18 protein-coding genes are annotated in these 23,944 nt (G+C 43.7%); 4 read left to right on the top strand and 14 right to left on the bottom strand.

Going from position 1 to position 23,944, the window contains the following annotated elements; genetic code table 11:
- Nucleotides 1-2: 2 nt before the first annotated feature.
- The 12 genes from proQ to BZA03_RS14070 all read right to left on the bottom strand — a co-directional run bounded on the left by proQ (nucleotide 3) and on the right by BZA03_RS14070 (nucleotide 12,472).
- Nucleotides 3-671, bottom strand: coding sequence for an RNA chaperone ProQ (gene proQ, locus BZA03_RS14125; protein ID WP_014949542.1), 669 nt, complete (start codon nucleotides 669-671; stop codon nucleotides 3-5).
- A 16-nt stretch (nucleotides 672-687) separates the two neighbouring features.
- Complete coding sequence (locus BZA03_RS14120) at nucleotides 688-978, bottom strand: hypothetical protein (protein ID WP_014949541.1); 291 nt, start codon at nucleotides 976-978, stop codon at nucleotides 688-690.
- A gap of 2 nt (nucleotides 979-980) precedes the next feature.
- Nucleotides 981-1,436 (bottom strand): GAF domain-containing protein, encoded by a 456-nt coding sequence (locus tag BZA03_RS14115; RefSeq protein WP_014949540.1) that lies wholly within the window; start codon nucleotides 1,434-1,436, stop codon nucleotides 981-983.
- A gap of 12 nt (nucleotides 1,437-1,448) precedes the next feature.
- On the bottom strand, nucleotides 1,449-2,180 hold the full coding sequence (locus BZA03_RS14110) for an SIMPL domain-containing protein (RefSeq protein WP_110289109.1): 732 nt from the start codon (nucleotides 2,178-2,180) through the stop codon (nucleotides 1,449-1,451).
- A 391-nt stretch (nucleotides 2,181-2,571) separates the two neighbouring features.
- Nucleotides 2,572-3,693 carry an alanine--glyoxylate aminotransferase family protein gene (locus BZA03_RS14105; RefSeq protein WP_258364647.1) on the bottom strand — a complete coding sequence of 374 codons (1,122 nt, stop codon included), beginning with the start codon at nucleotides 3,691-3,693 and terminating at the stop codon, nucleotides 2,572-2,574.
- 519 nt (nucleotides 3,694-4,212) lie between these two features.
- The gene (locus BZA03_RS14100) at nucleotides 4,213-4,737 is read right to left on the bottom strand and encodes a gamma carbonic anhydrase family protein (protein WP_110289107.1); all 525 of its coding nucleotides are present in this window, start codon (nucleotides 4,735-4,737) and stop codon (nucleotides 4,213-4,215) included.
- A gap of 10 nt (nucleotides 4,738-4,747) precedes the next feature.
- Nucleotides 4,748-5,608 (bottom strand): acyl-CoA thioesterase II, encoded by an 861-nt coding sequence (gene tesB, locus BZA03_RS14095; RefSeq protein ID WP_014949536.1) that lies wholly within the window; start codon nucleotides 5,606-5,608, stop codon nucleotides 4,748-4,750.
- Entirely contained in the window at nucleotides 5,601-7,481 is a 1,881-nt protein-coding gene (locus BZA03_RS14090) for a phosphotransferase (protein ID WP_039227720.1), read from the bottom strand. The genes tesB and BZA03_RS14090 overlap by 8 nt, the downstream gene beginning before the upstream one ends.
- A gap of 83 nt (nucleotides 7,482-7,564) precedes the next feature.
- Nucleotides 7,565-8,443, bottom strand: a complete 879-nt coding sequence (locus BZA03_RS14085) for a 23S rRNA (adenine(2030)-N(6))-methyltransferase RlmJ (protein WP_110289106.1) — start codon at nucleotides 8,441-8,443, stop codon at nucleotides 7,565-7,567.
- Nucleotides 8,444-8,590: 147 nt separating this feature from the next.
- Nucleotides 8,591-10,291, bottom strand: coding sequence for a dihydrolipoyllysine-residue acetyltransferase (locus BZA03_RS14080; RefSeq protein ID WP_110289105.1), 1,701 nt, complete (start codon nucleotides 10,289-10,291; stop codon nucleotides 8,591-8,593).
- 16 nt (nucleotides 10,292-10,307) lie between these two features.
- On the bottom strand, nucleotides 10,308-11,285 hold the full coding sequence (locus BZA03_RS14075) for an alpha-ketoacid dehydrogenase subunit beta (protein ID WP_014949532.1): 978 nt from the start codon (nucleotides 11,283-11,285) through the stop codon (nucleotides 10,308-10,310).
- Nucleotides 11,285-12,472, bottom strand: coding sequence for a thiamine pyrophosphate-dependent dehydrogenase E1 component subunit alpha (locus BZA03_RS14070; RefSeq protein ID WP_110289104.1), 1,188 nt, complete (start codon nucleotides 12,470-12,472; stop codon nucleotides 11,285-11,287). The genes BZA03_RS14075 and BZA03_RS14070 overlap by 1 nt, the downstream gene beginning before the upstream one ends.
- A 500-nt stretch (nucleotides 12,473-12,972) precedes the next feature.
- Between BZA03_RS14070 and BZA03_RS14065 the strand changes: the two genes are divergently transcribed.
- On the top strand, nucleotides 12,973-16,947 hold the full coding sequence (locus BZA03_RS14065) for a S8 family serine peptidase (protein ID WP_110289185.1): 3,975 nt from the start codon (nucleotides 12,973-12,975) through the stop codon (nucleotides 16,945-16,947).
- Between the two features lie 42 nt (nucleotides 16,948-16,989).
- Here BZA03_RS14065 and rmuC read toward each other — a convergent pair whose 3' ends face one another.
- Both rmuC and BZA03_RS14055 read right to left on the bottom strand, forming a co-directional pair.
- Nucleotides 16,990-18,279 carry a DNA recombination protein RmuC gene (gene rmuC / locus BZA03_RS14060; RefSeq protein WP_110289103.1) on the bottom strand — a complete coding sequence of 430 codons (1,290 nt, stop codon included), beginning with the start codon at nucleotides 18,277-18,279 and terminating at the stop codon, nucleotides 16,990-16,992.
- A gap of 233 nt (nucleotides 18,280-18,512) precedes the next feature.
- The gene (locus BZA03_RS14055) at nucleotides 18,513-20,042 is read right to left on the bottom strand and encodes a fumarate hydratase (RefSeq protein ID WP_014949528.1); all 1,530 of its coding nucleotides are present in this window, start codon (nucleotides 20,040-20,042) and stop codon (nucleotides 18,513-18,515) included.
- A gap of 268 nt (nucleotides 20,043-20,310) precedes the next feature.
- On the opposite strand from BZA03_RS14055, the gene pabB reads away from it, so the two are divergent.
- The 3 genes from pabB to BZA03_RS14040 all read left to right on the top strand — a co-directional run bounded on the left by pabB (nucleotide 20,311) and on the right by BZA03_RS14040 (nucleotide 23,912).
- Nucleotides 20,311-21,750 (top strand): aminodeoxychorismate synthase component I, encoded by a 1,440-nt coding sequence (pabB, locus tag BZA03_RS14050; RefSeq protein ID WP_110289102.1) that lies wholly within the window; start codon nucleotides 20,311-20,313, stop codon nucleotides 21,748-21,750.
- A gap of 62 nt (nucleotides 21,751-21,812) precedes the next feature.
- Nucleotides 21,813-22,385, top strand: coding sequence for a CoA pyrophosphatase (locus BZA03_RS14045; RefSeq protein ID WP_014949526.1), 573 nt, complete (start codon nucleotides 21,813-21,815; stop codon nucleotides 22,383-22,385).
- 153 nt (nucleotides 22,386-22,538) lie between these two features.
- A complete protein-coding gene (locus BZA03_RS14040; RefSeq protein WP_014949525.1) occupies nucleotides 22,539-23,912 on the top strand; it encodes an L-serine ammonia-lyase in 1,374 nt (457 codons plus the stop codon).
- Nucleotides 23,913-23,944 lie beyond the last annotated feature (32 nt).

Here is a 23,944-nt window from a genome sequence, read left to right as displayed (position 1 = left end):
TTTTACGACCTCTTGGAGCGTGCCAAACGTAAAGCGTCTGCGTTTACTTTAACTACCATGCCTGAGTCTAATTGAACGTGAATGCCATCTTTAGCTACTTCGGTAATTACTGCAGGCATAGGTGCCTTACCTAATTTAACGGTAACTTGCGTACCTTGCTGTAAATCGCTATCTGTCAATTTCGCAGGTGGTGTATTGTTTGGTCTGTTATTTTTCGGTTTAGTTCCGCGCTTAGTATCAGCATGGTCCGAATTTGCAGATTTTTCACCTTTTGGACGATTAAATTGACGTTTATCTTTTCGCTTAGGCTGCTGAGCTAGCTTAGCTTTGCGCTTTTCAGCTGCTTTTGCTTTGCTTTCTTCTAACTGCTGCTGCGCATGATCAGCGTGTTCTTTTTCAATTGCATCGCCTTCAACGCCGTCTAAATCTACACGGTTTGCACCTTCTTTGATGCTATGAAGATAGCGCCAGCTGTTGGTGTAATGTCGTAGTGTAGAACGAAGTAAGGTTTTGCTAACGCGTTCCTCTTCTTCTAAACGTGTGGCAAGATCTTGAAAAATACCGATCTTAAGTGGGCGGGCCTCGCCTTCAATGCTAAAACATTTCGGAAAGGTCTCTGCAAGGAAAGCTATCACTTCCTTACTGTTGGTAAACTTCTCTGGTGATTCCATTAACTTTCTAAATTATTCAGGAGATTTCATCGTTACTTGCATCATCCCAAGTTGCCAGCGTGTGGTCAACCCAATCAAGCAATTCGTCGTCATCTATTTCTAATAAATGCTTATCTTGTTGCCAAGATTCCCATGCGTAGTGCAAAATTTGCTCTAAACGCTGTGTTTCAATATCTTCTTCTGCATTGTCGTACACCGCATGTAAGATAAAATTTAAACGTTCAGATGCCTCATCTGGGTCATCATGAAAGTCTTCCATATCCTCATACGTGGATAAAACAACGTGAATATCAACACTGGATTTCATAATTATTTCTGCGAATCCATAAGAATTTGAGCAATTTCAACGAGCCCTTTTTCGTCTTCTTCGGTAAAGCGTTCAAAAACAGGGCTGTCGATATCAAGTACGCCAACCAGCACATCGTTTAGCACTAGTGGAACAACAATCTCAGAGTTTGACGCAGCATCACAGGCAATGTGTCCTTCGAACTGATGAACGTCTGCTATACGCTGAACAGTTCTGGTACTTGCACTCGTTCCGCAAACGCCTTTTCCAAGTGGAATGCGAATACATGCTGGTTGCCCCTGGAATGGACCGAGTACCAACTGCTCTTCTTTATAAAGGTAAAAACCTGCCCAATTAACCTCTTCGAGGCTATTGAAAAGCAGCGCACTTATATTTGCCATGTTAGCGATAAGATCGTGCTCGCCAGAAACCAAACTCTTTGCTTGGTTTATTAACTGACCGTACTGTTGTTCTTTCAAACGAATTTCCTGCTATTGAACAATGTTAAAAGACACATTAACACGCGCTTCTATGCGCTCTTGGCCAGGTAAAGACATAGACATGTCTTTGGCAAAAGCTTCTGCGCGCATTACTGGAATCGGCATATTGCCACCAGATTCTGAGATTGCAACAACTTCACCTACTTCAATCTCTAATTCTTTTGCTAATAACTGTGCACGTTGCTTTGCGTCTTTTACCGCAGAGATAAGTGCTTTTTGATAGGCATCGCCTTCACCAACTGAAATAAAATTAAATTGTTGTATGCGATCAACACCTCGTTTAAGCACGCCATCTAATACTTTGTCATAAGTTTCAAGGTCAGTAGATGTGACGGTGATATCTCGTGACAACGTGAAACCTTCTTGCTGACGGCCTTGAGGCGTATTGATATAGCGAGGTTGTAAGCGTACTTGCATACTCTGAATGTGCTTTTCATCTATACCTTGATTAAGCAAGAACTTAACAATAGAACGCAGATCCGAATCAAGCTGAGTGTTCAGTTTACCTACTGTATTACCTTCTTCTTCAACAACGAGTGTGACTGAATAAGCGTTTGGTGTCACTTCTACCGCTCCTACGCCTTGCACATTTATAACCGCTTCTTGTGCGGCCTGTGCAGAAACCATAGCTGCAGATAAGGCAATCAATGATGATGCTAACAATGCTTTTTTAACTACACTTTTAGCTTTCGAATAACTATTAGTACGCGTGATCATTTTCATAGAGATTCCTTTTTTATGGTGCCTTTTAATTACGTTACCTAAAGGATAAATGTTTAAAACTGAATAGTTTATGAATATACGCAATAAACGAAATCTTAGCACTGAACTGAAACGAGAAGAGATATAACTTCGCCGAGATGTGCTTTTTATGAGGCAAGACCCAAAAATGGATAAGTAATACCAGTCAACTTGATGTAGTGCCACTATACCTGCGGTAACACGACGTGATTACGAAGATTTTAAATCTCACTGAGTGGGTAATGATCTATGCGGACTGATATCAAAGCGCTATGTTAAATGGGTTTTATATGCTAAACGGCTAAAAGCCAACCGTTCAGCTAAGCATCTCGCTGAACGTGTTGACCGAAAAGAGTAAAAGGCGCTAGGCGTTTTACTTAATCACAGTGCGCAACGCAGCAAGGCAGTGATCGATATTACGGGGTTTACATGCGTATCCCATAAGACCAATTCGCCATACTTTACCGGCATGATCGCCTAAACCGGCGCCGATTTCTAAATTAAAATCTTCAAGCAATTGCTTGCGAACGGCAGCATCGTCTACGCCGTCTGGAATTTTAACTACATTTAATTGAGGTAAACGATAAGCACTGTCTACCGTTAGTTCTAACCCAAGTTCACTTAAACCCTGCGCAAGTTTTTCATGACCCAATGCATGACGCTGCCACGCATTTTCTAAGCCTTCTTCTTTTAAAATCAGAAGTGCTTCGTACATAGCGTACATACTGTTGACAGGTGCGGTATGGTGGTAGGCACGCTTGGCGCCCTGCCCCCAATAACCAACAATCAAGTTCATGTCTAGAAACCAGCTTTGCACTTTCGTTTTTCGGTTTTGAATAACGTTAACTGCTCTTTCACTAAATGAAACAGGAGAAATACCCGGCACGCAACTTAAACACTTCTGCGAACCTGAATAAATAGCGTCAATACTCCAACCGTCAACATCTAACTCGATACCTCCAAGAGAAGTAACTGCATCAACAATGCTAAGACAATCATACTTTTTAGCCAGCTCACAAAGCGCTTTGGCTTCATTGCGTACGCCCGTAGATGTTTCTGCGTGAACAAAGGCAAGGATCTTAATATCCGGATTGGCTTTAAGGGTGTCTTCTACCACATTAAGGTCAGTTTGCTCGCCCCATGTATTGTTGACGGTAATAGCCTCACCACCACAACGCTCTACGTTTTCGACCATTCGATTGCCAAATACGCCGTTAATACACACGAGTACCTTATCGCCTGGTTCTACAAGATTAACAAAACATGCCTCCATTCCTGCTGAGCCCGGAGCAGAAATAGGCATAGTAAGTGCATTCTCAGTTTTAAACGCATACTGTAAAAGCTGCTTGGTTTGGTCCATTAACTCAATGAATAATGGATCAAGATGGCCCAGGGTGGGTCTCGCCATGGCGTTTAAAATTCTGGGGTTAACATCGGATGGTCCTGGACCCATCAAAGTCCGTTCAGGGGGAATAAAAGTAGAAAATGATTGCATAATCCATCCTCGTATTAATGTAAGAGCCTGTTTTTAGAGTCAGTATCACGCATATTTAGCATGAACGTTGACGTCATACTACAAGGATAATGGCATGGTACAACCGTCTGTTTTCAACATAACCTACATGAATGAAAGTATGTCTATATATTTAACAAGGGTATATATTAACAACGCTTCATCACGTGGATAAAATGTGTGCAACATGTGGATATAAACCGTACACCTTTTTGCTCAAAAAACACCACATCCGACCAGTCTTTAGTCCATTGATTACTAACGTATAAGTTCTACAATTTAATTGACGTTGAGAGTGTAAGATAAAATTCACACAAAAATTGTTTATAATTTAAGCAAATGTATTCTATACTCATTGTCCGTTTAAAAGATTTTATTTAAACTCTCCTGTGTAAAAGTTAGCGCACGGCTCAGCAATGAGCCATTCCCCTAGGCCCGGAACGTTTGTTCTGGGCATTTTTTATGGGGATTCAAAATATCGCGAACAGCCTAGTCTTAGTTTCAGCTATCAACTGGCTGTAATGATGACTTATATGTTTTGGCGTTATCTACGTAATGTTCAGCGGACGCTTTTAGTTTGGGTTCGATCTTCTCATCAAATGTTCTAATGACTTTACCAGGCGCTCCAACTACTAAACTGTAATCTGGAATTTCCATGTTTTCCGTTATCAAAGCGTTAGCGCCAATGATGCAGTACTTTCCAATTTTTGCACCGTTTAATACGACAGCGTTAATTCCTATCAAGGAATAGTCACCAATCTCGCAGCCGTGAAGCATGACTTTATGTCCTACTGTTACCCCTTCACCTAGCACTAAAGGAATACCTGCATCGGTGTGTAATACGCTGCCATCTTGTATATTCGTATTTTTACCAACGGTTATCTTGTCCATATCGCCGCGTATAACCGCATTGAACCAAACGCTTGAACCCACTTTGAGTTCAACATTGCCAATAACATGTGCGCCTGGCGCTATAAACGTACTTTCATCAACCAGCGGTGATGTAGAACCTAATTTGTAGCGCATTACCCTCTCCCTATTCGTCTACTTTTCTCATTAATCCTTCTTGCATGGTTGACGCAACAAGTTCACCATTTTGGTTAAATATTTGTCCGCGTACCAAACCTCTAGAGCCTCCGCTAAAGGGACTCTCCATTGCATACAATAACCATTCGTTCATATTGATTGGGCGGTGGAACCACATAGCATGGTCTATCGTTGCGATTCGAAGTGATTTATCGGTTACCGCAACACCGTGTGGTTGAAGCGACGTACTGAGAAAATGATAATCTGATGCGTAAGCAAGCGCAGCTTGATGAACAGTCAATGATGCATTCATTGTGTCTCTTGCTTTTAACCAAATATAACGCGTCGGTTCGCGTTTCGCTGACTGGTAAGAGTTAGCTGCATCTACCGTGCGGATATCTACAGGTTTATGATAGCTCAACGCTTCTTGCATAGGCCGTGCAATTTTATTGAAGTTAGCTTCATAGAATTCAATGTCAGACTGCACATCTTCCGGCGCAGGCACATCTGGCATTGTTGGGTTTTGATGCTCCATGCCATCTTGAGGAACCTGAAAAGACGCTGTCATGTAGAAAATATTTCTACCATCCTGAATGGCTTTAACCCGTCGAGCAGAGAAACTTCTGCCGTCTCGCACTACTTCAACATCGTAAACTACAGGCTTTTTAGCATCGCCTGGTAGTAAAAAATAAGTGTGGAATGAGTGTGCGACTCTACCAGCCTCCACTGTTTCGTATGCAGCTGCTAACGCTTGCCCCAAAACTTGTCCACCAAACAAGGCGCGGAAGCCTAAATCCCAGCTTTGACCTCGATAGATGCCAGCTTCCACTGTTTCGAGTTCAAAAAGTGACGATAGTTTAATCTCAGACATGTTGTACTTTCTCTTCAATTACTGCTTTTGGGTTTCGCGGGTAGTACTTTTCAGGCAATTTTGCTTTATGCTCGAAAAAACGCGTATCTTTATAGGGTAACTTCATAAACCCTGAAATGCCTAGCCCTTTTATTTTGGGAATTTGCTGAACGAGTTGCGCTAATAATGCGTGGAAGCGCTCTTCTTGGCTGTGATCAAGCAACGTGTAATAGTTGTGAATTTTCAAATGCCGCGGTAATGCTTCAAATATAATACAACCAGTGTGATGTATTGTATTAAGTTGAACGATGGTATCGATAATCTCCTGAGGCAGCTTTAATAGTTCATCTGGATCATCGCCATCTTCGAAATATGAGTGAGTACGGCTTTCATCCTTTTGTGCAGAAACCCGTGATAGTTCGTAGGGAATAAACATACCGCCTGCTGGTTTAAAGTCTTCATCTTCACTTTCGCGTTCAATGTGCAGCGTGTTTTTGGCGTTGAACATACAACATTTGAACACAGCGGGCTTGTGAATAGCCCTTGCTAAATTAATGACATTATTCACTGCTAAATCAAACGCTGCTTTCATTGATTCATCATATAAGTTCAAGCTCGAATCGACATATATACCTTCTGGCTCCCAGCGCACAGCCATACCGCCAACTACAGGGTAACGGCCTAGTCTGCTTATTGCAGAAACAAATGCTTTTTCGGTATCCCCCATGCCCTGTAAATAGTTTTTGTAGTAGCGGTCAAATTGCGCATCGTCTATATAACGAAGTTCCTCTACGTCTTTTTCATCTAACGAGTCAGACAGTCTTGCCTGTTGGCGTAGGTAAGATTTTCGAGAGCTGTAAACAACGGTTTCAATATCAGCACGGTTCTGAGTGTGGGCCAGCCATGTAGGGATTAACGGTGTATATTGCGTTGGCTTGTCTTGAGTGAAAACCATATTCTTCAAAACGTGGAGATGATTAAACAGGTAATCTCCGCCTTGTCTTCTCTTTGTAGGATCTTCACTGAGCATGTGCTCAAGGATATTAGCAAGCATTTTAGGAAGACCAAGGGATGAAGGTGTAATAACCTTGCTTCCGTAACGACACGATTGCCCTGATGCCAATGCATATAATGTACTGGCCAAGCCTTGTTCATCGAAGCGGGGGCTGGAGAGTGCGCCATTAAGCTGCTCCTCGCCAATAAAATAAACATCGCCAAGTCGAGCATTAGTTTGATGCAGTTCACCCGACATTAAATCCATGACATTGTTACCCACATATTGCCCAGTGATGTCAGTCTGTGCGAACACTGAAGAGCCCCAATCAATCAATCCAACCGATTCATTTTCGGCATCCCAAACCAGATTCGAGGGCTTTATGTCTCCGTGCACAATGGGTTTAATTTCTCCATTTTCACTGTATTGGCGAAAACTGGATAAAAGTTCGCCGACCTGCACTGCAATTTTGACGATAATACGGGGCGAAAGTGGGCCTGTTTTCAAGCTGACTTTTTCTAGGTCTTCGCCAGGTGCGCGCCCCATAACTAAGATGGATTGTTTGCGTATTTGTTGATATTCAATAAACCGCGGCACAAACTCGTGATTAACGTGAGAAAGCATAAATGCTTCCTCTTCTAGTCTATCTTGTACATGCTGCGGCAACGTTATTCGTGAAAACTTAAATACCCGTGATTCACCGCTTGGCGCGTTCCCTGCAAACGCAAACCCAAAGGCTCCTTTCCCTAAAAGTTCGATGTCACTGTACCCCAACCCTTCTAACTGCGAGATACAAAGGTTTACCCAGTCTTTTAGCTTTTTAGCATCCGCATGAGATAGCAGATATATCGACTGCTCATCGGGTATATAGAAATGTTTTAGGCCTTTGAGTTGCGACATGTTTTTTACTTCACGCTTTTAGTGACTTTTTGAAACAGATTAATCAGCAACAATACGCTTACCATTGTTAAACTGCACAGCAATCAATTATCTTCGTTTATCCAGGTAACATGCGCTGTAGCGTGATAACCTGCTTCATTTTCACCTAGCATACCAACAACGCTTTTTAACGCGCTTTTTAAATTAGTATCTAGCTGCCAAGGCGGGTTCAAAACGAATACGCCCGAACCATACATTCCGGCATCAGCGGTATTTTCTTCCACGCATATTTCTGCTTTAAAACAGGGTTTACTTAATGCTGCAAGCTTTTCACACATAGCTTCACTTGCACCACTTTTGGCGCCAGCCCTCTCTGACAATAGTGGATACCACACTACGATTTGTGCCTGCTGCCAGCGTTTGAATACCTGCTCCACACCCTTAACAAGGTCGCTATATTCATTCACGCGCTCATAAGGGGGGTCGATTAAAATAGCACCGCGATTGGGTTTAGGTGGCGTGAGTGCACGAAGCCCTTCGTAACCGTCTCGTTTATGGACGTGGCTATTAAGGGTACGTAAACGGGATACGTTTTTGTCTAGTTTATCGAATTCCGCAGGATGAAGTTCCATTAGGTGTAAATTGTCACCATCCCTTTTCGCTTTTGCGCTTATTGCCGGTGAGCCCGGATATTGTTGTTGTGCTAAGAACGGTTCACACAACGATAAATAGTCGGCCAACAAATTTGGCAAGCCCTGAACGCCTTTATCATCTATAAGCAAACGAGATATACCCGTCTCATACTCTTTATTTTTTGATGACATGGCATCGGTTAGATCGTACGCGCCCGCGCCTGCGTGGGTGTCGAAAAGCGTAAAAGGTTTATCTTTTTTCTTTAATGCGTTGATAACGCCAATCCAACAAAGATGTTTGATGACATCAGCGTGGTTGCCCGCATGAAAGGCATGTTGATAACTAAGCACAAAACCTCAGTAAAATTTTCGTTTGTTTATAGTGCTCTATAATAACGTCAACGCGCTTTGAGGTATACAAAACAAAAAAGGGCCAATAGTTTTACTATTGGCCCTTTAAAAATATTGCTACTGCAAATCAAATTGCTTTGAATGATATCACTTAAGGTGCATCAACATTTTTTCCGGCTGAGTTAGGTAACTCATCCATAGATTATTGAATCGCACCATAGTCGCACCATCAATAATACGGTGGTCGCCAGACCAATTAACCGCCATGATATTTTGCGCACTAACATTCCCTTCATCATCAAAGCGTGGAAGTTTCTGCGTTTTACCAAGAGCAACAATGGCAGCTTCTGGCTTATTGATTACTGGCGTTGCGGTAATACCGCCTATTGCACCGATATTAGAGATACTAATCGTACCGCCTTTAAGGTGCTCGCCAGCCACGCGGCCCGCTCTGGCTTGTTCGATAATATCCTGCATTTGAACAGCAATCTCTAACAGAGATAGGTCTTGAACACGCTTAATATTGGGTACAAGCAAACCAATTTTAGAGTCTACTGCAAAACCAATATTGTGATCTGCGAAGTAGCTTATCTCAGTGGCGTCTTCGTTAAGCTGACTGTTAATGACAGGGAACTCATTAAGTGCCAATGACATTGCTTTAACGAAAAACGGCATAAAGCTGAGTTTTACGTTCTTCGCTTCAAATTCAGGTTTAAGCAGCTTGCGTAGCGACATCAGGTTGTCCATTACCAACTCATCACTAACTGTGAAGTGCGGGATAGTATAGACCGAAGCCGACATTTGCTTCGCCATAGCTGCCTGAATACCGCGTACTTTTTCTGTTCTAACGCTGCCTTTAAGCACAGTGCTTGTGCTATTCGAATCACCTTTTCCTGCGGTAGATGAGCTTGGCGCAGAAGATGTCGAATTTTGAGACGACGTGTCAACATTCGAATGTTGTAGATTCAACACGTCAGACTTAAGGATCCGCCCCTTTTTACCCGAACCTTCCACAGAAGAAAGGTCGATATTCTTTTCTCTTGCAACACGTCTTACCGCGGGGCTAGCCAACACCTTACCTTCTATAGCAATAGGTGGCTCGTATTCGCCGTCGCTGAACTTTGAAGGAGCAACTTGCGCTGATTGCTGACTTGAACCGTTTGTTTGCGTGTTCACTGAACTTTGAGATGCAACGCTTGAAGCATTGTTGTTTGCCGATGGTGAATCGTCATTAGTACCGCTAGTGGTTGTGACTTCACCGGCAACTTCTAGCGCAAACAATGCACTATGCACTTTCGCTATATCACCTTGCGCGTAATAAAGACGATGCACTGTGCCCGCGTTTTTAGCAGGTATTTCTACCACTGCTTTATCGGTCATCACTTCTACAACGGCTTGGTCTTCTTCTATTTCATCGCCTTCAGCTACATTCCATTTCACAATCTCACATTCAACTATACCCTCACCAATATCTGGTAGAATAAAGTCTTCAATGTGTTTGCCGTTTGAAGCGCTTGAAGAAGCACTGTCATTCGCTGTCGCTGTTTCAGACGCATTGTCTTTTACTTCCGCTTGAGCGTCTTCTTGTGTATCTGAGTTAGCGTCGGCATCATCTGGCGTCATAGAGAATAACGGTGCGTGCACTTTAGCAATATCGCCTACCGCGTAATGCAGTTTATTAACCACACCCGCATGCATTGCAGGAATTTGCACGGTAGCCTTGTCGGTCATTACTTCCGCGACAGGTTGATCTTCTTCTATATGCTCACCTTCAGAAACTAACCATTCCAGAAGTTCGCATTCAACTATACCTTCACCAATGTCCGGTAAGATAAATTCAATTGTCATTTGATCGTCCCCCGGCTTAGTAGTGAAGCGTACGTTTTATGGCTTCGTACGTCTTCGTTTCATCTGGCATATATTCTTTTTCGTGCGCCAAAGGATACGGCGTGTCTAAACCACACACTCTCGCAATAGGCGCTTCAAGATATAAGAAACAACGTTCCTGAATGCTCGCTGCGATTTCACTCGCAAAGCCACCTGTTAGCGGTGCTTCGTGGTTTATCAATAAGCGACCTGTTTTCATTACAGATTGCATAACCGTTTCAACGTCCCACGGTAATATGCTGCGTAAATCGATAATTTCACACGACACACCATCTTCAAGAGCCATTTCTGCAGCTTTTTGCAGAATTTCTATTTGCGCGCCCCACCCTAATAAGGTGATATCGCTACCTTCTTGAACAATATCTGCCTTACCTAATGGCAGTTCGTAATCTTCTTCAGGCACTTCCGATACAGAAGCACGGTAAAGACGTTTAGGCTCCATAAACAATACGGGGTTTTTATCGCGAATTGATGCAAGTAACAAACCTTTCGCCTGATATGGGTCACGAGGGATAACAATCTTTAACCCTGGGCAGTGAGCGAAGAACGCCTCTGGTGATTGACTGTGGTAGTGGCCACCTGCGATACCGCCACCATAAGGTGTACGAATTGTTAGCGTACCAACATCGAACTGACCGCCTGAACGGTAGCGCCATTTAGCCGTCTCATTCACAATTTGATCGAACGCAGGGAAAATGTAATCACCAAATTGAATTTCAGCAATAGGTACAGAGCCTTGTGAGGCCAAGCCGTTCGCGAAGCCAATAATGCCTTGTTCAGTAAGCGGCGTGTTAAAGCAACGCGCTTTACCAAATTTTTCTTGAAGGTGACTGGTTGCACGGAACACACCACCAAAATGGCCCACGTCTTCACCAAAGACCATTACTTTCTCATCTTCGGTCATGGCTGTGATGAGTGCATTATTAATTGCTTGAAGTAGATTCATCTTAGCCATTATTTTACTCTCCCTGCTGTTTTAGGGTACATCTTCGGGTACTTCTTAATATGCGCTTTCAATTCACTGAGTTGTTCTTTTAAGTGCCAAGGTGCTGTGTCGTATACATCTTCGACAATGTCTTCAATGGCACATACGTCAGTCTTTTCACAACTCTTCATTGCTGCTAAAACGTCTTGTCTTGCTTTATCGACGCGTTTTTGGTTCTCAGCCTCGTCAAACCAGCCTTTGCTTTCTAGCCATTTCGCCATTCGAGCGATAGGGTCTTTTGCACGCCACTTATCTTCTTCTTCACGAGAGCGATAGCCTGTTGGGTCGTCTGACGTGGAGTGCGCCGCTAAGCGATAAGTCATGGCTTCAATAAGTACAGGACACTTTTCTTCAATGGCAATACGACGGGCTTCTTTAGTAGCTGCATAAATGGCTAACACATCGTTACCATCAACACGGATAGTTTTAATACCGTAACCTAATCCACGAGAAGCAATGCCGTCACCCGCGAATTGCTCTTCTGCTGGTGTTGAAATGGCATAGCCATTGTTACGGCAAAAGAAGATAACTGGGCAGTTTAAAACAGCGGCCATATTTAACCCTGCGTGGAAGTCTCCTTCAGACGCTGCACCTTCACCGAAGTAACAGATAGTAACCACATCTTTACCCGACATTTTCTGGCCATAGGCGTAACCAGATGCTTGAGGGATCTGTGTGCCTAGTGGTGAAGATATAGTCATGAAGTTAAGTGGCTTGTCACCATAATGGATAGGCATTTGACGTCCTTTGTTAGGATCGTCTTTATTGCTAAACATTTGGTTCATGAATTGTTCTGTGGTGTACCCGCGATATGCCAAAGCGCCTTGCTCACGGTACTGAGACATGATCATGTCGTCACCTGATAGTGCTGCTGCACTTGCTACTGACGCCGCTTCTTCACCTGTACTGGCCAAGTAAAAACTAATACGACCTTGGCGCTGTGCACCCACCATACGTTCATCCAATACTCGAATGTAATGCATGGTATTAAATATTTTTAATGCTTCTTCTTTGCTGAGTTCAGGTTCAACTGCTTTTTCAATGAGTTCACCTTCGGCAGAAAGGATTTGCAGCATTGGGATATCAACAACCCCTTTAGTAATAATTTCGACCTTATTTGTTGTTTTTACTTCGGCCAAATGATTTCTGTCTTTCACGTTTGTTCCCCTTAAATATGAGGGTTAATAGCGACTTATAGTGATACCAATATGCTAGTTGAGAAAATGCAGGAGCGTCCTACTTATTCATTGGCATTTTTTCAAATGGGTGAAATAGACATACTCAATTAGTCTAAATGAAAAGGATATTCGTCCTAAAAACGTAAACCTTATGTAAAAAATATGAAAATCACGTAGGACAGATGTTTCTTATTCGTCTAAGTGGACAAAGTATTTAGATTTTTACAACTTAGGATGCCAAACCACGTCGGTGTATAACTTCAAGTAAAAAAGGGAGTTATCTATGCAACGTCTATTCACCGTTAAATGTAACAAAATATGTAAGTTGTGTATTGCAGAAACACACGTTACAAAAAGAAAAAAAGTGTGCTAGTAATAGATAGTCACAACGATAAGTTGCGTTTTAAACGAGGCGAATGACCTTTGAAGCAAACAAGAAAATCGTTGGGCTCCAGGGAACTATTCACACGAGAATAATTATGAAAAAAACAATCCTAAGTACAGTTATTGCTACCGCATTAGCGGGCTCAGCTTTTGGTGCTTTAGCTATATCAAATCAACTATCTGGTTACGGCGTAGAGCAACAAAATGCCATTGAGGCGTCGTTCGACAAGAAGAATATTCTTGCAAATGCCATTCAAGCAAATAGCGATAGTGTACGTGTTATCGTCCAGCTAACTGATGTACCGATGGCGCAATTCAGCGCTGTAAACCCAAGTGTAAGCAGTATGGCTGCGCACAAAGGTAAAAAGGTTAACTTTGAGTCAAGCGCAGCAAAGGAATATAAGTCATTCCTTGAATCGCAACAGCAATCCGTTGTTCAATCTATCAAGTCTTTCGACAAGTCATTTAAAGCTGATATGTCATATACGGCTGCGTTCAATGGCTTTGCGGGTATCGTTTCAAAAAGTGCTCTTGATCAGCTTTCAAGCCTGTCAACGGTGAAAGCAGTATATCCTGACGTCATTCATCACGCACAAATGGACGCAAGTTTGGACCTCATTGGTGCCGTAGAAACTTGGGAACAGCTTGGTGGTAAAGAAAATGCAGGCGCAGGTGTAAAAGTTGCGATTATTGATAGCGGTATTCGCCCAGAAAACCCGCTATTCAGTGGTGAAAACTTCACAGCTCCAGATGCTGAAACGCTTCCTACTGATGACTACTGCTCAGAAGTTCCTGATTTCTGTAACAACAAACTTATCGTAGCTCGCGCAGCCGATATCGTAGAAGGCTTCTCAGTTGTTGAAGAAGAATATGAAAGCCCACTCGGTTTTAACGGTCACGGTACTCACGTTGCCGGTACTGCTGTTGGTAATTACGGTGTAATGGCTGAGCGCGATGGTGCAGAAGCTGAAATCTCAGGTGTTGCTCCAGCCGCTTACCTAATGGTTTATAAAGGCCTTTATGCCACACCTGCTAACCCAGCGTCTTCTAGCGGCGCCTCTTCAATGCTCTTATCAATGCTTGAAGCCGCGCTTACTGACGGCGCCGACATTGTAAATAACTCGTGGGGCGGCGGCGCTGGCGGCAACCCGAACGGCTCTATTTATGAAGATGTACTTGAAGCAATGCACGATGCTGGCGTGGTTACCGTCTTCGCAGCGGGTAATGACGGTCCAAATGAAGGTACGATTGGCTGCCCTGGCTGCTCAGAAGATGTAATCACCGTTGCAAACACAACAACGGGTCGTCTATTTGCAAATGAAGTGACAATTGAAGGTGACACCACTATCGGTTCAATTCCAGCACTTTATTCTGTAGGCAATCCAGCCATTGTATTTGATAGCCCAATTACCGCACCGGTTGTTTATGCAGGTGAAGTAGATGCGGCAAACGTTGAAGGTTGTGATGCATTTGCTGCAGGCGCGTTTGACGGTGCAATTGCGCTTATCAGCCGTGGTACATGTGGCTTTGTAACAAAAATCGAGAACGCAGAGGCTGCTGGTGCAACTGCTGTTCTTGTTCACAATGTCGATGGACGCGGCGAAGCGCCAATATTAATGGGCGGCCTGAGTGAAGCACAAACCATTCCTTCACTTATGCTTCCTGCGACATCAGGGCAAGAACTTGCGTCTTTAGCGGTAGCAACAGACGAAGCACTAAACGTAACCATTGGAAGTGACATCGTTCGCGTTGTTTCAGATAGCCTTGCTGACATCATGAATGAAAGCAGCTCTCGTGGACCGAATGGCGATCCTTCATTCCTTAAGCCCAACATTGCCGCTCCTGGTACGCGTATTTTCTCTGGTGAATCTCCAGATGCACCAGGACACGAAGACCAGAACTTCTCGTTCAAAAACGGTACCTCGATGGCATCGCCTCACGTTGCTGGAGCAGCTGCACTTCTTAAACAAATGCATCCTGATTGGACTGCACAACAAATTAAGAGCGCGCTAGTAACCTCTTCAATTCGTGACGTATTAAAAGAAGATGCGACTACACAAGCAGACAACTTCGACATGGGTGCTGGCCGTTTAGACTTACCGCGCGCAACTACAGTTGAGCTAACTTATAGCGACCTAAGCCTTGTAGATGGTAATTGCTACTTGAACTGTGAAATGTCTATCACGGTAACTAACACCAGCGATGAAGACATAACTGTTGATGCAACAGCTATGTTCAATGATCCAGCAATTTCGGCAACAGTGACGCCGCAAATGGCAACGCTACCTGCAGGTGCATCTGCTGAAATCATGGTTGCAGTAGACGTTACAACGGCTTCAACTGGGTCATGGTCTTTCGGGGGCATTAACTGGGCAGACACAGACGATACAACAACGGATTACTTTATTCCCGTTGCAGTTTATCCAATCAGCACAGATAGACCTGAATTATTTAGCAGTGACGTTAGCACGCAAGTGGCTGAAGAAGGTCAACTGGTTAGAGTTTCTGCATCAGCGACAAACCAAAATGTTACTGGCATGATTGGTGTTACAGGAACAGTAGACCACAAGTTCCAGATTGATCCATCTACTATTGCTGCGGTTAAGAACGGAAACCAAGAGCCTGTATCCTACGATGCTGATAAAGGTCAAATCTACTGGGAAGGTGCGTTGAACACCTCGTCTTACTCATTAGACGCAGATACTACTATCGCTGCACTAACGGGTGGTTACCTTCCAATGGCCGCGCTGGGAGTACAACCTCTTACCTGTTCAGGTTCGTGTGATGATACCTCAATCACTATCTCAGACCTTCCTGAGATGACGTATCTAGGTAAGGCATACACCTCAATGCAGATTTCTTCAAACGGTTATATATCTTTGGGGACATCTTCAGGAAACGTAACAACGCCTACGCCTGCTGTTATGCCAAACAGTAATGAACCTAACAATGTACTAGCACCTTTCTGGACAGACCTTGATTTATTAGGTACTGACGCAGGAGATGAAGGTACAGGTAACTTATATGCTGCTAGCTTGAATGGTCCTAATGGCTCATTGCTTGTAATTGAATGGGAAAATGCACAGCTGTGGGGCATTCCTGATACAAGCTTTAACTTCCAAATTTGGTATGACTTTGCTTTTGATACCATCCACTTCGTATACGGAAATATGGATAGCCCTCAATACGCTACTGTTGCTGGGTTCGAGAATCCAACGGGTACAGCTGGCTTTACTTTAGGTGCGTTAACATCTGCGGGGGCACAAGGAACGTTACCTGTTTCAGGTGATGAATTCATTTTAGCATCATCTCCTGGTGATGAAATTGAGTTCAGCTATAACGGTACCGTTGTTCCTTCAAGCGAATACATGGATGACATGCTGTCAGTTAACGAAGATGCGTCGGTAACGGCTAACATCCTTGCTAATGAAATGGACAGCACAATCATCAACACATTTACCATGGAATCGCTTTCAGGTGACTTCCGTACGTTTACGCCAATCACTATTGATAAAGCGCCGCTTGATCCATCGACTGTTGAAGTAACTACTGAGCCTGCAAACGGTACAGTTACAGTAAATGAAGATGGTACGGTGACCTACGCTCCAAATACTAACTTCTTCGGTGAAGATTCATTCACGTATACCGTGCGTGTTGAAGGTACCATTGATGAAAATGAAGAGCCGGTAGAAGGTGATATTGTTGGTGAAGGCACAGTAACTGTAGCGGTTGCGGGTGTGCAAGACGCACCTGTTATCTCAATCTCTGCACCAACAAGTGTAGATGAGGGTGAGTCATACACCGTGACGGCTTCTGCAACTGACCCGGACGGTGACGACGTTACTATTACCGTAAATGGTATGGCTACATCATCAATCACTGACACCGCGCCAAGTCATGAACAGGCTCGTCAAGTAACGGTTGAAGTAACTGCAACTGACGGCATCGATACTACGACAGAAACCGTAACAATTCGTGTAAACGATACATCGGGTGGTGGTTCAATGGGCTGGATTGCATTGCTTCTTGCTCCAGCAGTTTACCTACGTAGACGCATGAAACGTTCATAACGTTTTTTGATAAGAGAAAAAAGGCCGCAATTGCGGCCTTTTTTAATCGTCTTGAGAAAGTTGCTGAAAATGCTGAGACATTCGCTTACTGGGTTGTACGCCAAGTTCTCTAAACTTTTCTATTTGCCTTACCAAGTTCCCTCTTCCACTGGTTAACTTATTCATTGCTTGTTCGTAGTTAGCGTGAGCGGTATCCATCGACTTACCTACTTTTTCCATATCCGTCACAAACCCAACGAACTTGTCATAAAGCTTTGCTGCTTGTTCCGCAATAAGCTGTGCGTTTTGATTTTGGTACTCATACTGCCAAATGTTATTAATAGTACGCAGTGCAACCAGTAAATTAGTTGGGCTAACCAACATGATATTATGATTAAGTGCCATTGTGACTAAATCTGGTTCTTCTTCGACAGCAATTAAAAATGCAGGCTCAATGGGAATGAAAAGTAACACATAATCCAGTGTCTTTATGCCTTTAAGCGTTTGGTAGTCCTTCGCGCCTAAGCCTTTGATGTGACCTTTTATAGAAGCCACATGTTGACTTAAAAATTGCGCTTTCTCAGCTTCATCATCACAGTTGTAATACCTTTCATAGGCCGCCAAACTTACTTTTGAATCTATGATCACATCTTTATCATTTGGCAAATGCACCACGACATCTGGTTGAAATCGCTTGCCGTGCTCTGATGTTGCTGACATTTGTGTTTCAAATTCATGACCCTCGCGTAAACCAGATTCTTTGAGTATCCGCTCAAGCACTACTTCGCCCCAGTTTCCTTGCTTTTTATTGTCACCTTTTAGTGCATTGGTCAGCGCTGCAGCTTCTTCCGTAATTTTCTGGTTGAGAGCCTTTAAACTTAGAATCTCTGTTTTAAGTGAGGCTCGCTCCTGCCCCTCACGTATGTGTTGTTCTGAGATTTGACGTTTAAAACCATCTAACTCGTTTTTGAATGGCGCCAAAACAGCTTCTATATTGTGTTTTGTTTGTTGCGTGTAACGCTGTTGCTTTTCTTCAAATATCCGATTTGCTAGATTTTCGAATTGCGTATGCAGACGTTGTTCAGATGCATTCATAGACGCAAGCTTATCTTCATGCGCAGCATGAAGCGCCTGAATTCTTGCTTGGTGCGCTTCGTTTTGTGCTTGAAGCTTGGCAATAGCAATACGCTCGCTATTCAAATCATTTTGTAGCTGCTCATTGATTTGCGAAAGCTGCGCTATCTTGGTGGCATTCGCCTGGCCTCGAATAAATGAATAAAGTGAAAAAGCACACACACTTACGAAGGCTATAAGAAAGGAAATGGGCTCGCTAGAAATAAGGTTAATTAACATAGTGCACGTTCATACTGTTATTTTGTACAGCACTATAAACAAAATCAGATAAATATACCAACTGGTATAAATTTAAAATGAAATTGGGGCAAAACGTCTAGCACGTAAACCTTTGAAAAAATGAAACTACACAAATGAAAACGGGTGCTATTGCACCCGTTTTTTATATTGTGATGAAAAACCTAATTAGCTTTCTTTAGCAGAACGGCTCATCTTAAGTTTTGCCTTTATATCTATTTAGATAGCGAGGCATCAAGCTCTTCAATTTTTGCTTTCCAAATGGCCGGACCATTTTTGTGAGCATTGGCACCCGTGCTGTCTACTGCAACGGTTACTGGCATGTCTTCTACGTCGAACTCGTAAATTGCTTCCATACCTAAGTCCTCGAATGCTACGACACGAGATTTCTTAATGGCTTTAGATACAAGGTACGCTGCACCTCCAACTGCCATTAGGTAGACCGCTTTGTGTTTAGCAATTGAATCAACGGTTGCTGGACCACGCTCTGCTTTTCCAATCATGCCAATAAGGCCTGTTTTCTCTAGCATCATGTCAGTGAACTTATCCATACGGGTAGCCGTTGTCGGGCCAGCCGGACCAACCACTTCGTCACCTACAGCGTCAACAGGACCAACGTAATAGATAAAGCGGTTAGTTAGATCAACGCCCTCTGGTAAACCTTCACCATTTTCCATCATGGTTTGAATGCGCTTGTGAGCAGCATCACGACCGGTAAGCATCTTACCTGACAGCAGTACCGTTTCGCCTACTTTCCACTCTTGGATATCTTCTTTTGTTACTTCATCAAGGTTAACGCGGCGAGTGTTTTCGCTCACTTCCCAAGTTACTTCTGGCCAATCTTCTAACTTTGGTGGTGTTAACTCGGCTGGACCTGAACCATCTAAATAGAAATGTGCGTGACGAGTCGCCGCACAGTTAGGGATCATTGCTACAGGTTTTGACGCAGCATGAGTAGGTAGCGACTTAATCTTAACGTCAACAACAGTCGTTAAACCGCCTAGGCCTTGCGCACCGATACCCAACTTATTTACGCGGTCAAAAATTTCTAAGCGAAGTTTTTCGTCGGTAGTTTGTGGGCCGCGTTCAATAAGCTCTTGAATGTCTACTGGGTCCATAAGACTTTCTTTCGCAAGTACTGCTGCTTTTTCAGCCGTACCGCCAATACCTATGCCAAGCATACCAGGCGGACACCAGCCAGCGCCCATTGTCGGCAATGTTTTTACTACCCAGTCAGCAATATCATCGCTTGGGTTTAGCATTACCATTTTTGATTTGTTTTCAGAGCCGCCGCCTTTAGCCGCGATCATCACTTCGATCTTTTCACCCGCTACCATGTCGATATGCACAACAGATGGCGTATTGTCTTTGGTGTTTTTGCGCGCACCGGCAGGGTCTGCAACGATAGAGGCGCGAAGTGGATTGTCTGGATTAAGGTACGCACGACGTGTACCTTCATCAACCATTTCTTGAACGGTCATGTCAGTTTTATCCCACGTCACACCCATACCAACTTTAACAAAACAGGTTACAATCCCCGTGTCTTGACACAAAGGGCGCTTACCCTCTGCAGACATGCGTGAGTTGATAAGAATTTGTGCCATCGCGTCTTTCGCGGCTTGGCTCTTTTCTTTTTTATAGGCTTCTTCTACGGCTTTAACGTAATCGAGCGGGTGATAATAAGAAATAAATTGCAGGGCATCTTCAATGCTGTCAATGAAGTCTTGTTGACGGATAACGGTCATGACATCCTCTTTTTATTTGGCTTTCGTGGTCTTAGCTAGCTAAAAAAGCGTATACTAGCGCATCTAAAGACAACGCACCATGTAAAACCATGTGCTTGTGGCTAATTCCAGTCATTTTTAAAAACTATGCTGAAGGGATATCTGAAAAAGTAGCCTAGTGTCATTGGTTATTAGCCGTTATTTGTTAACGCCAGTTAGAAATAGAAGGACGTTTGTGCTTAATTCAAGCACCAAACGCCCACGATAAAAAGAAGTACAGAAAACACCTATGTCACACGCAGATACTATTCACGTTCATGTTTCCCGTTTCACTGCAGAGGAATTAGCCGACAAATTAGCGCTAAATTGTGACGAGAACGCAGCCGTTTTCAATGCACTTTTTAAGCGAGTATCTACACACCCATACTCCCTTTTACTAGATACTTCCGGTTCGTCGAAAAGTGAAGGTCGCTTCAATATTATGGCATTTTCGCCTTCTGCAGTTATCGAAGCAAAAGGTGATAAGGTTCAACTCATCGAACTAAACACTTCAAAGCGTCAGCAATTGACATTGACCCCCTTTGAAGCGGTGCAATCACACTTACATGCGCGCGTTTCAATTGTGGAGATACATGCCAGTGTAAATACAGCGCACCTCCCTTTCATTATCGGTGTGGCTGGTATGGCAGGCTATGATACTGGGCGCTTTTATGAAACCATGCCAAGCATCGCCAAAGATGACTACGAAACCCCTGATTTCGCGGTTGGCCTTTATCTTCGTTCACTTATTGAAGATACAAAAACAGGTTATATCTATTATTGCTCCGTTGACAGTCAACCGCTGACTCAGTTTTTTTCTTCGTTCAACGACGAAACACCTGAACCAAATTTCAAGTTAACGTCGCGGTTCGAATCAAATTTGTCTAAAACGGAATATGAAGCTTGTTTAGATAAAATACACGCCTATTTGCGTGCCGGTGATTGCTACCAAGTAAATATGGCGCAACGTTTTAGCGCGGCGTTTGAAGGGAATATGTGGCAAGCATATTGTGAGCTACGCAATCAAAATCAAGCGCCATTTTCAGCTTTTTATAACCTTCCCCAAGGCTGTATTGCTTCCATTTCACCAGAACGCTTTCTACGCGTTAAAGATGGAGTTGTAGAAACAAAACCGATAAAGGGTACACGCCCGCGATTTGAAGACAAAGCAGAAGATGCCGCCAGTGCTCAGAACTTGCTCTCAGCAGAAAAAGACCGTGCAGAAAATCTCATGATTGTAGATCTGCTGCGCAACGATATTTCAAAGCACTGCAAACCTCACTCGGTGAACGTACCTGCACTCTTTGCTCTTGAAAGTTATCAGGCTGTGCACCATTTAGTAAGTACGGTAACTGGTGAATTAAATGAATCTTCTTCGCCTTTATCGCTTCTGGCATCAGCATTTCCTGGGGGGTCAATAACTGGAGCACCGAAAATCCGCGCGATGGAAGTTATCGATGAGCTAGAGCCTCACCGCCGGAATATTTACTGTGGCAGCGTGTTCTATATGGGTTTTCGTGAAGACATGGATTCAAGTATTTGCATTAGAACCGTATTGGCAGAGAACCGTCGATTACATTGCTGGGCCGGTGGTGGTATTGTGCTAGATTCGGTTTCTAGTGAAGAATATCAAGAAACCCTAGATAAAGTGTCTAGAATACTGCCAGTACTTGAATCAATTAACCAATAGCACAGTATTTGTATGTGATGTGCTAGCACAAAGGTAAGCATATAGTTTGTAAGCAAATATCTATGACAAAGAACGAATTTCTATCACAGTTTCACCACTTAAGGCAGCCTCACACCGAGCCAGATTTTCCGTTGCGAAAAACAGGGCGCCCTGCGGCTGTACTTATCCCTCTGATAGATTATGGCAATTCGCTTCAACTACTGCTTACCGAACGAGCGCACCACCTCAAGCATCATCCAGGTCAAATCAGTTTTCCAGGAGGAGCGGTCGACGAAGCTGATAACTCTTTTTTTGACGCGGCACTTAGAGAAGCTGAAGAAGAAGTTGGTTTACCCGCTACTCACGTAGACGTAGTAGGAATGTTGCCTAGATACCGAACAATCAGCGGATATGAAATTGCGCCAGTTGTTGGCTTTGTAAATCCTGACTTTACACCGATTATTGACAAAAATGAGGTAGAAAGCGCTTTTGAAGTACCGCTCGCACATGTTTTAGACAGAAGAAATCATTTAGTTCACACGACGCATCGCGATAAAAAGGCATTTCCAATTTACTTTATCCCATGGAAAAACCGCATGATATGGGGCGCAACGGCGGCAATGTTACGCAATTTATCTCATCATATTCATCCATAGCCTTTGTATTTGCTTAACCGCTCTTGCGTGTACTATAAATTAAACTTTACAGCGTATTAGCAAAACTAATCCCTTTATTAGCTTTTCTGTATTGTGGTTTTTCCGTGGTGGATGCATGATCTTACTATTACTTTGTTTTAATTTTGAAAGTTTATGATCAGTGTATTTGATATGTTCAGCGTGGGCATTGGCCCATCGAGTTCGCACACCGTAGGACCAATGAAAGCAGGCGCCGAGTTTGTCACCGAACTCGCTCAGGAAGCTGCGCTTTTTGATTCAGTGGATAGCGTGAAAGTTGAACTGTTTGGGTCATTAGGCCAAACCGGTATCGGCCACGGAACAGGAAAAGCTGTTATCCTCGGTTTACTAGGAGAACTTCCAGACGTTGTCGATGTGGACAGCATCGAGACTAAACTTGAAGAAATACGCAACACGGAAAAGCTTTGCCTTAATGGCCAGAAATTAGTGCGCTTTCCTAACAAAAACGCCATCGTTTTTCACCGCCGTAAAACGCTCCCCAAACACGCTAATGCCTTAACGTTTTATGCGTACGCGAAAGATGAGCTTGTAAAACAGCAAACTTATTACAGTATTGGCGGTGGTTTTATCATAAAAGACGAAGACTTCGATGCGACCAAAGCGCATGCGGCCAGCCTGCAAGCATCAGTACCCTTCCCTTTTAAAACGGCCGGTGACCTTCTTGCTCTGTGTAAAACTAACGGCTTAAGCATTAGTTCACTGATGCTACGTAACGAATCAACTTTCAGGCCCAAGCACGAAGTGAAGCAACAGCTACACAACATTTGGTTAGTAATGAAAGCTTGTATTCAACGAGGTATCGAAAGCGAAGGTATTTTACCTGGCGGGCTTAAAGTAGTTCGCCGCGCACCTGGACTATACCGTCGACTTCAAACTGAACACACAAACGACCCCATGCAGACTATGGATTGGGTTAACTTGTTTGCTTTAGCTGTAAACGAAGAAAATGCTGCTGGCGGCCGTGTTGTAACAGCACCTACAAATGGTGCAGCGGGTATCATTCCGGCTGTTCTACAGTACGTAGATAAGTTTATTCGACCTGTTGATGAAGAAGTAGCAAGCCGATTCCTGCTTACCGCAGGCGCTATTGGTATTCTCTATAAAGAGAATGCGTCAATCTCAGGTGCTGAAGTAGGTTGCCAAGGAGAAGTAGGCGTCGCATGTTCGATGGCTGCAGGCGCGCTAGCTGAAATTATGGGGGGCACAGCTGCCTCGGTAGAGAACGCTGCGGAAATCGGTATGGAGCACAACCTCGGCCTTACTTGTGACCCCGTGGGTGGCTTGGTTCAGGTTCCGTGCATTGAGCGAAATGCCATGGGTGCAATCAAAGCCATTAATGCTTCTCGTCTTGCACTGCGCGGAACCGGTGAGCAAAAAGTATCACTAGATAAGGTCATTAAAACCATGCGCGATACCGGTAATGATATGAAGACTAAATATAAAGAAACGGCGAGAGGCGGACTCGCGGTAAATATTATCGAATGTTAGCGCCTCGTTCTAACTAGACAATATGTGAAACG

The organism is Alteromonas sp. I10 (genome assembly GCF_003201515.1).
GTDB lineage: Bacteria > Pseudomonadota > Gammaproteobacteria > Enterobacterales > Alteromonadaceae > Alteromonas > Alteromonas macleodii.
Note: the sequence above shows the minus strand (reverse complement) of the source record. Positions and strands in the feature narration are given on the sequence as shown.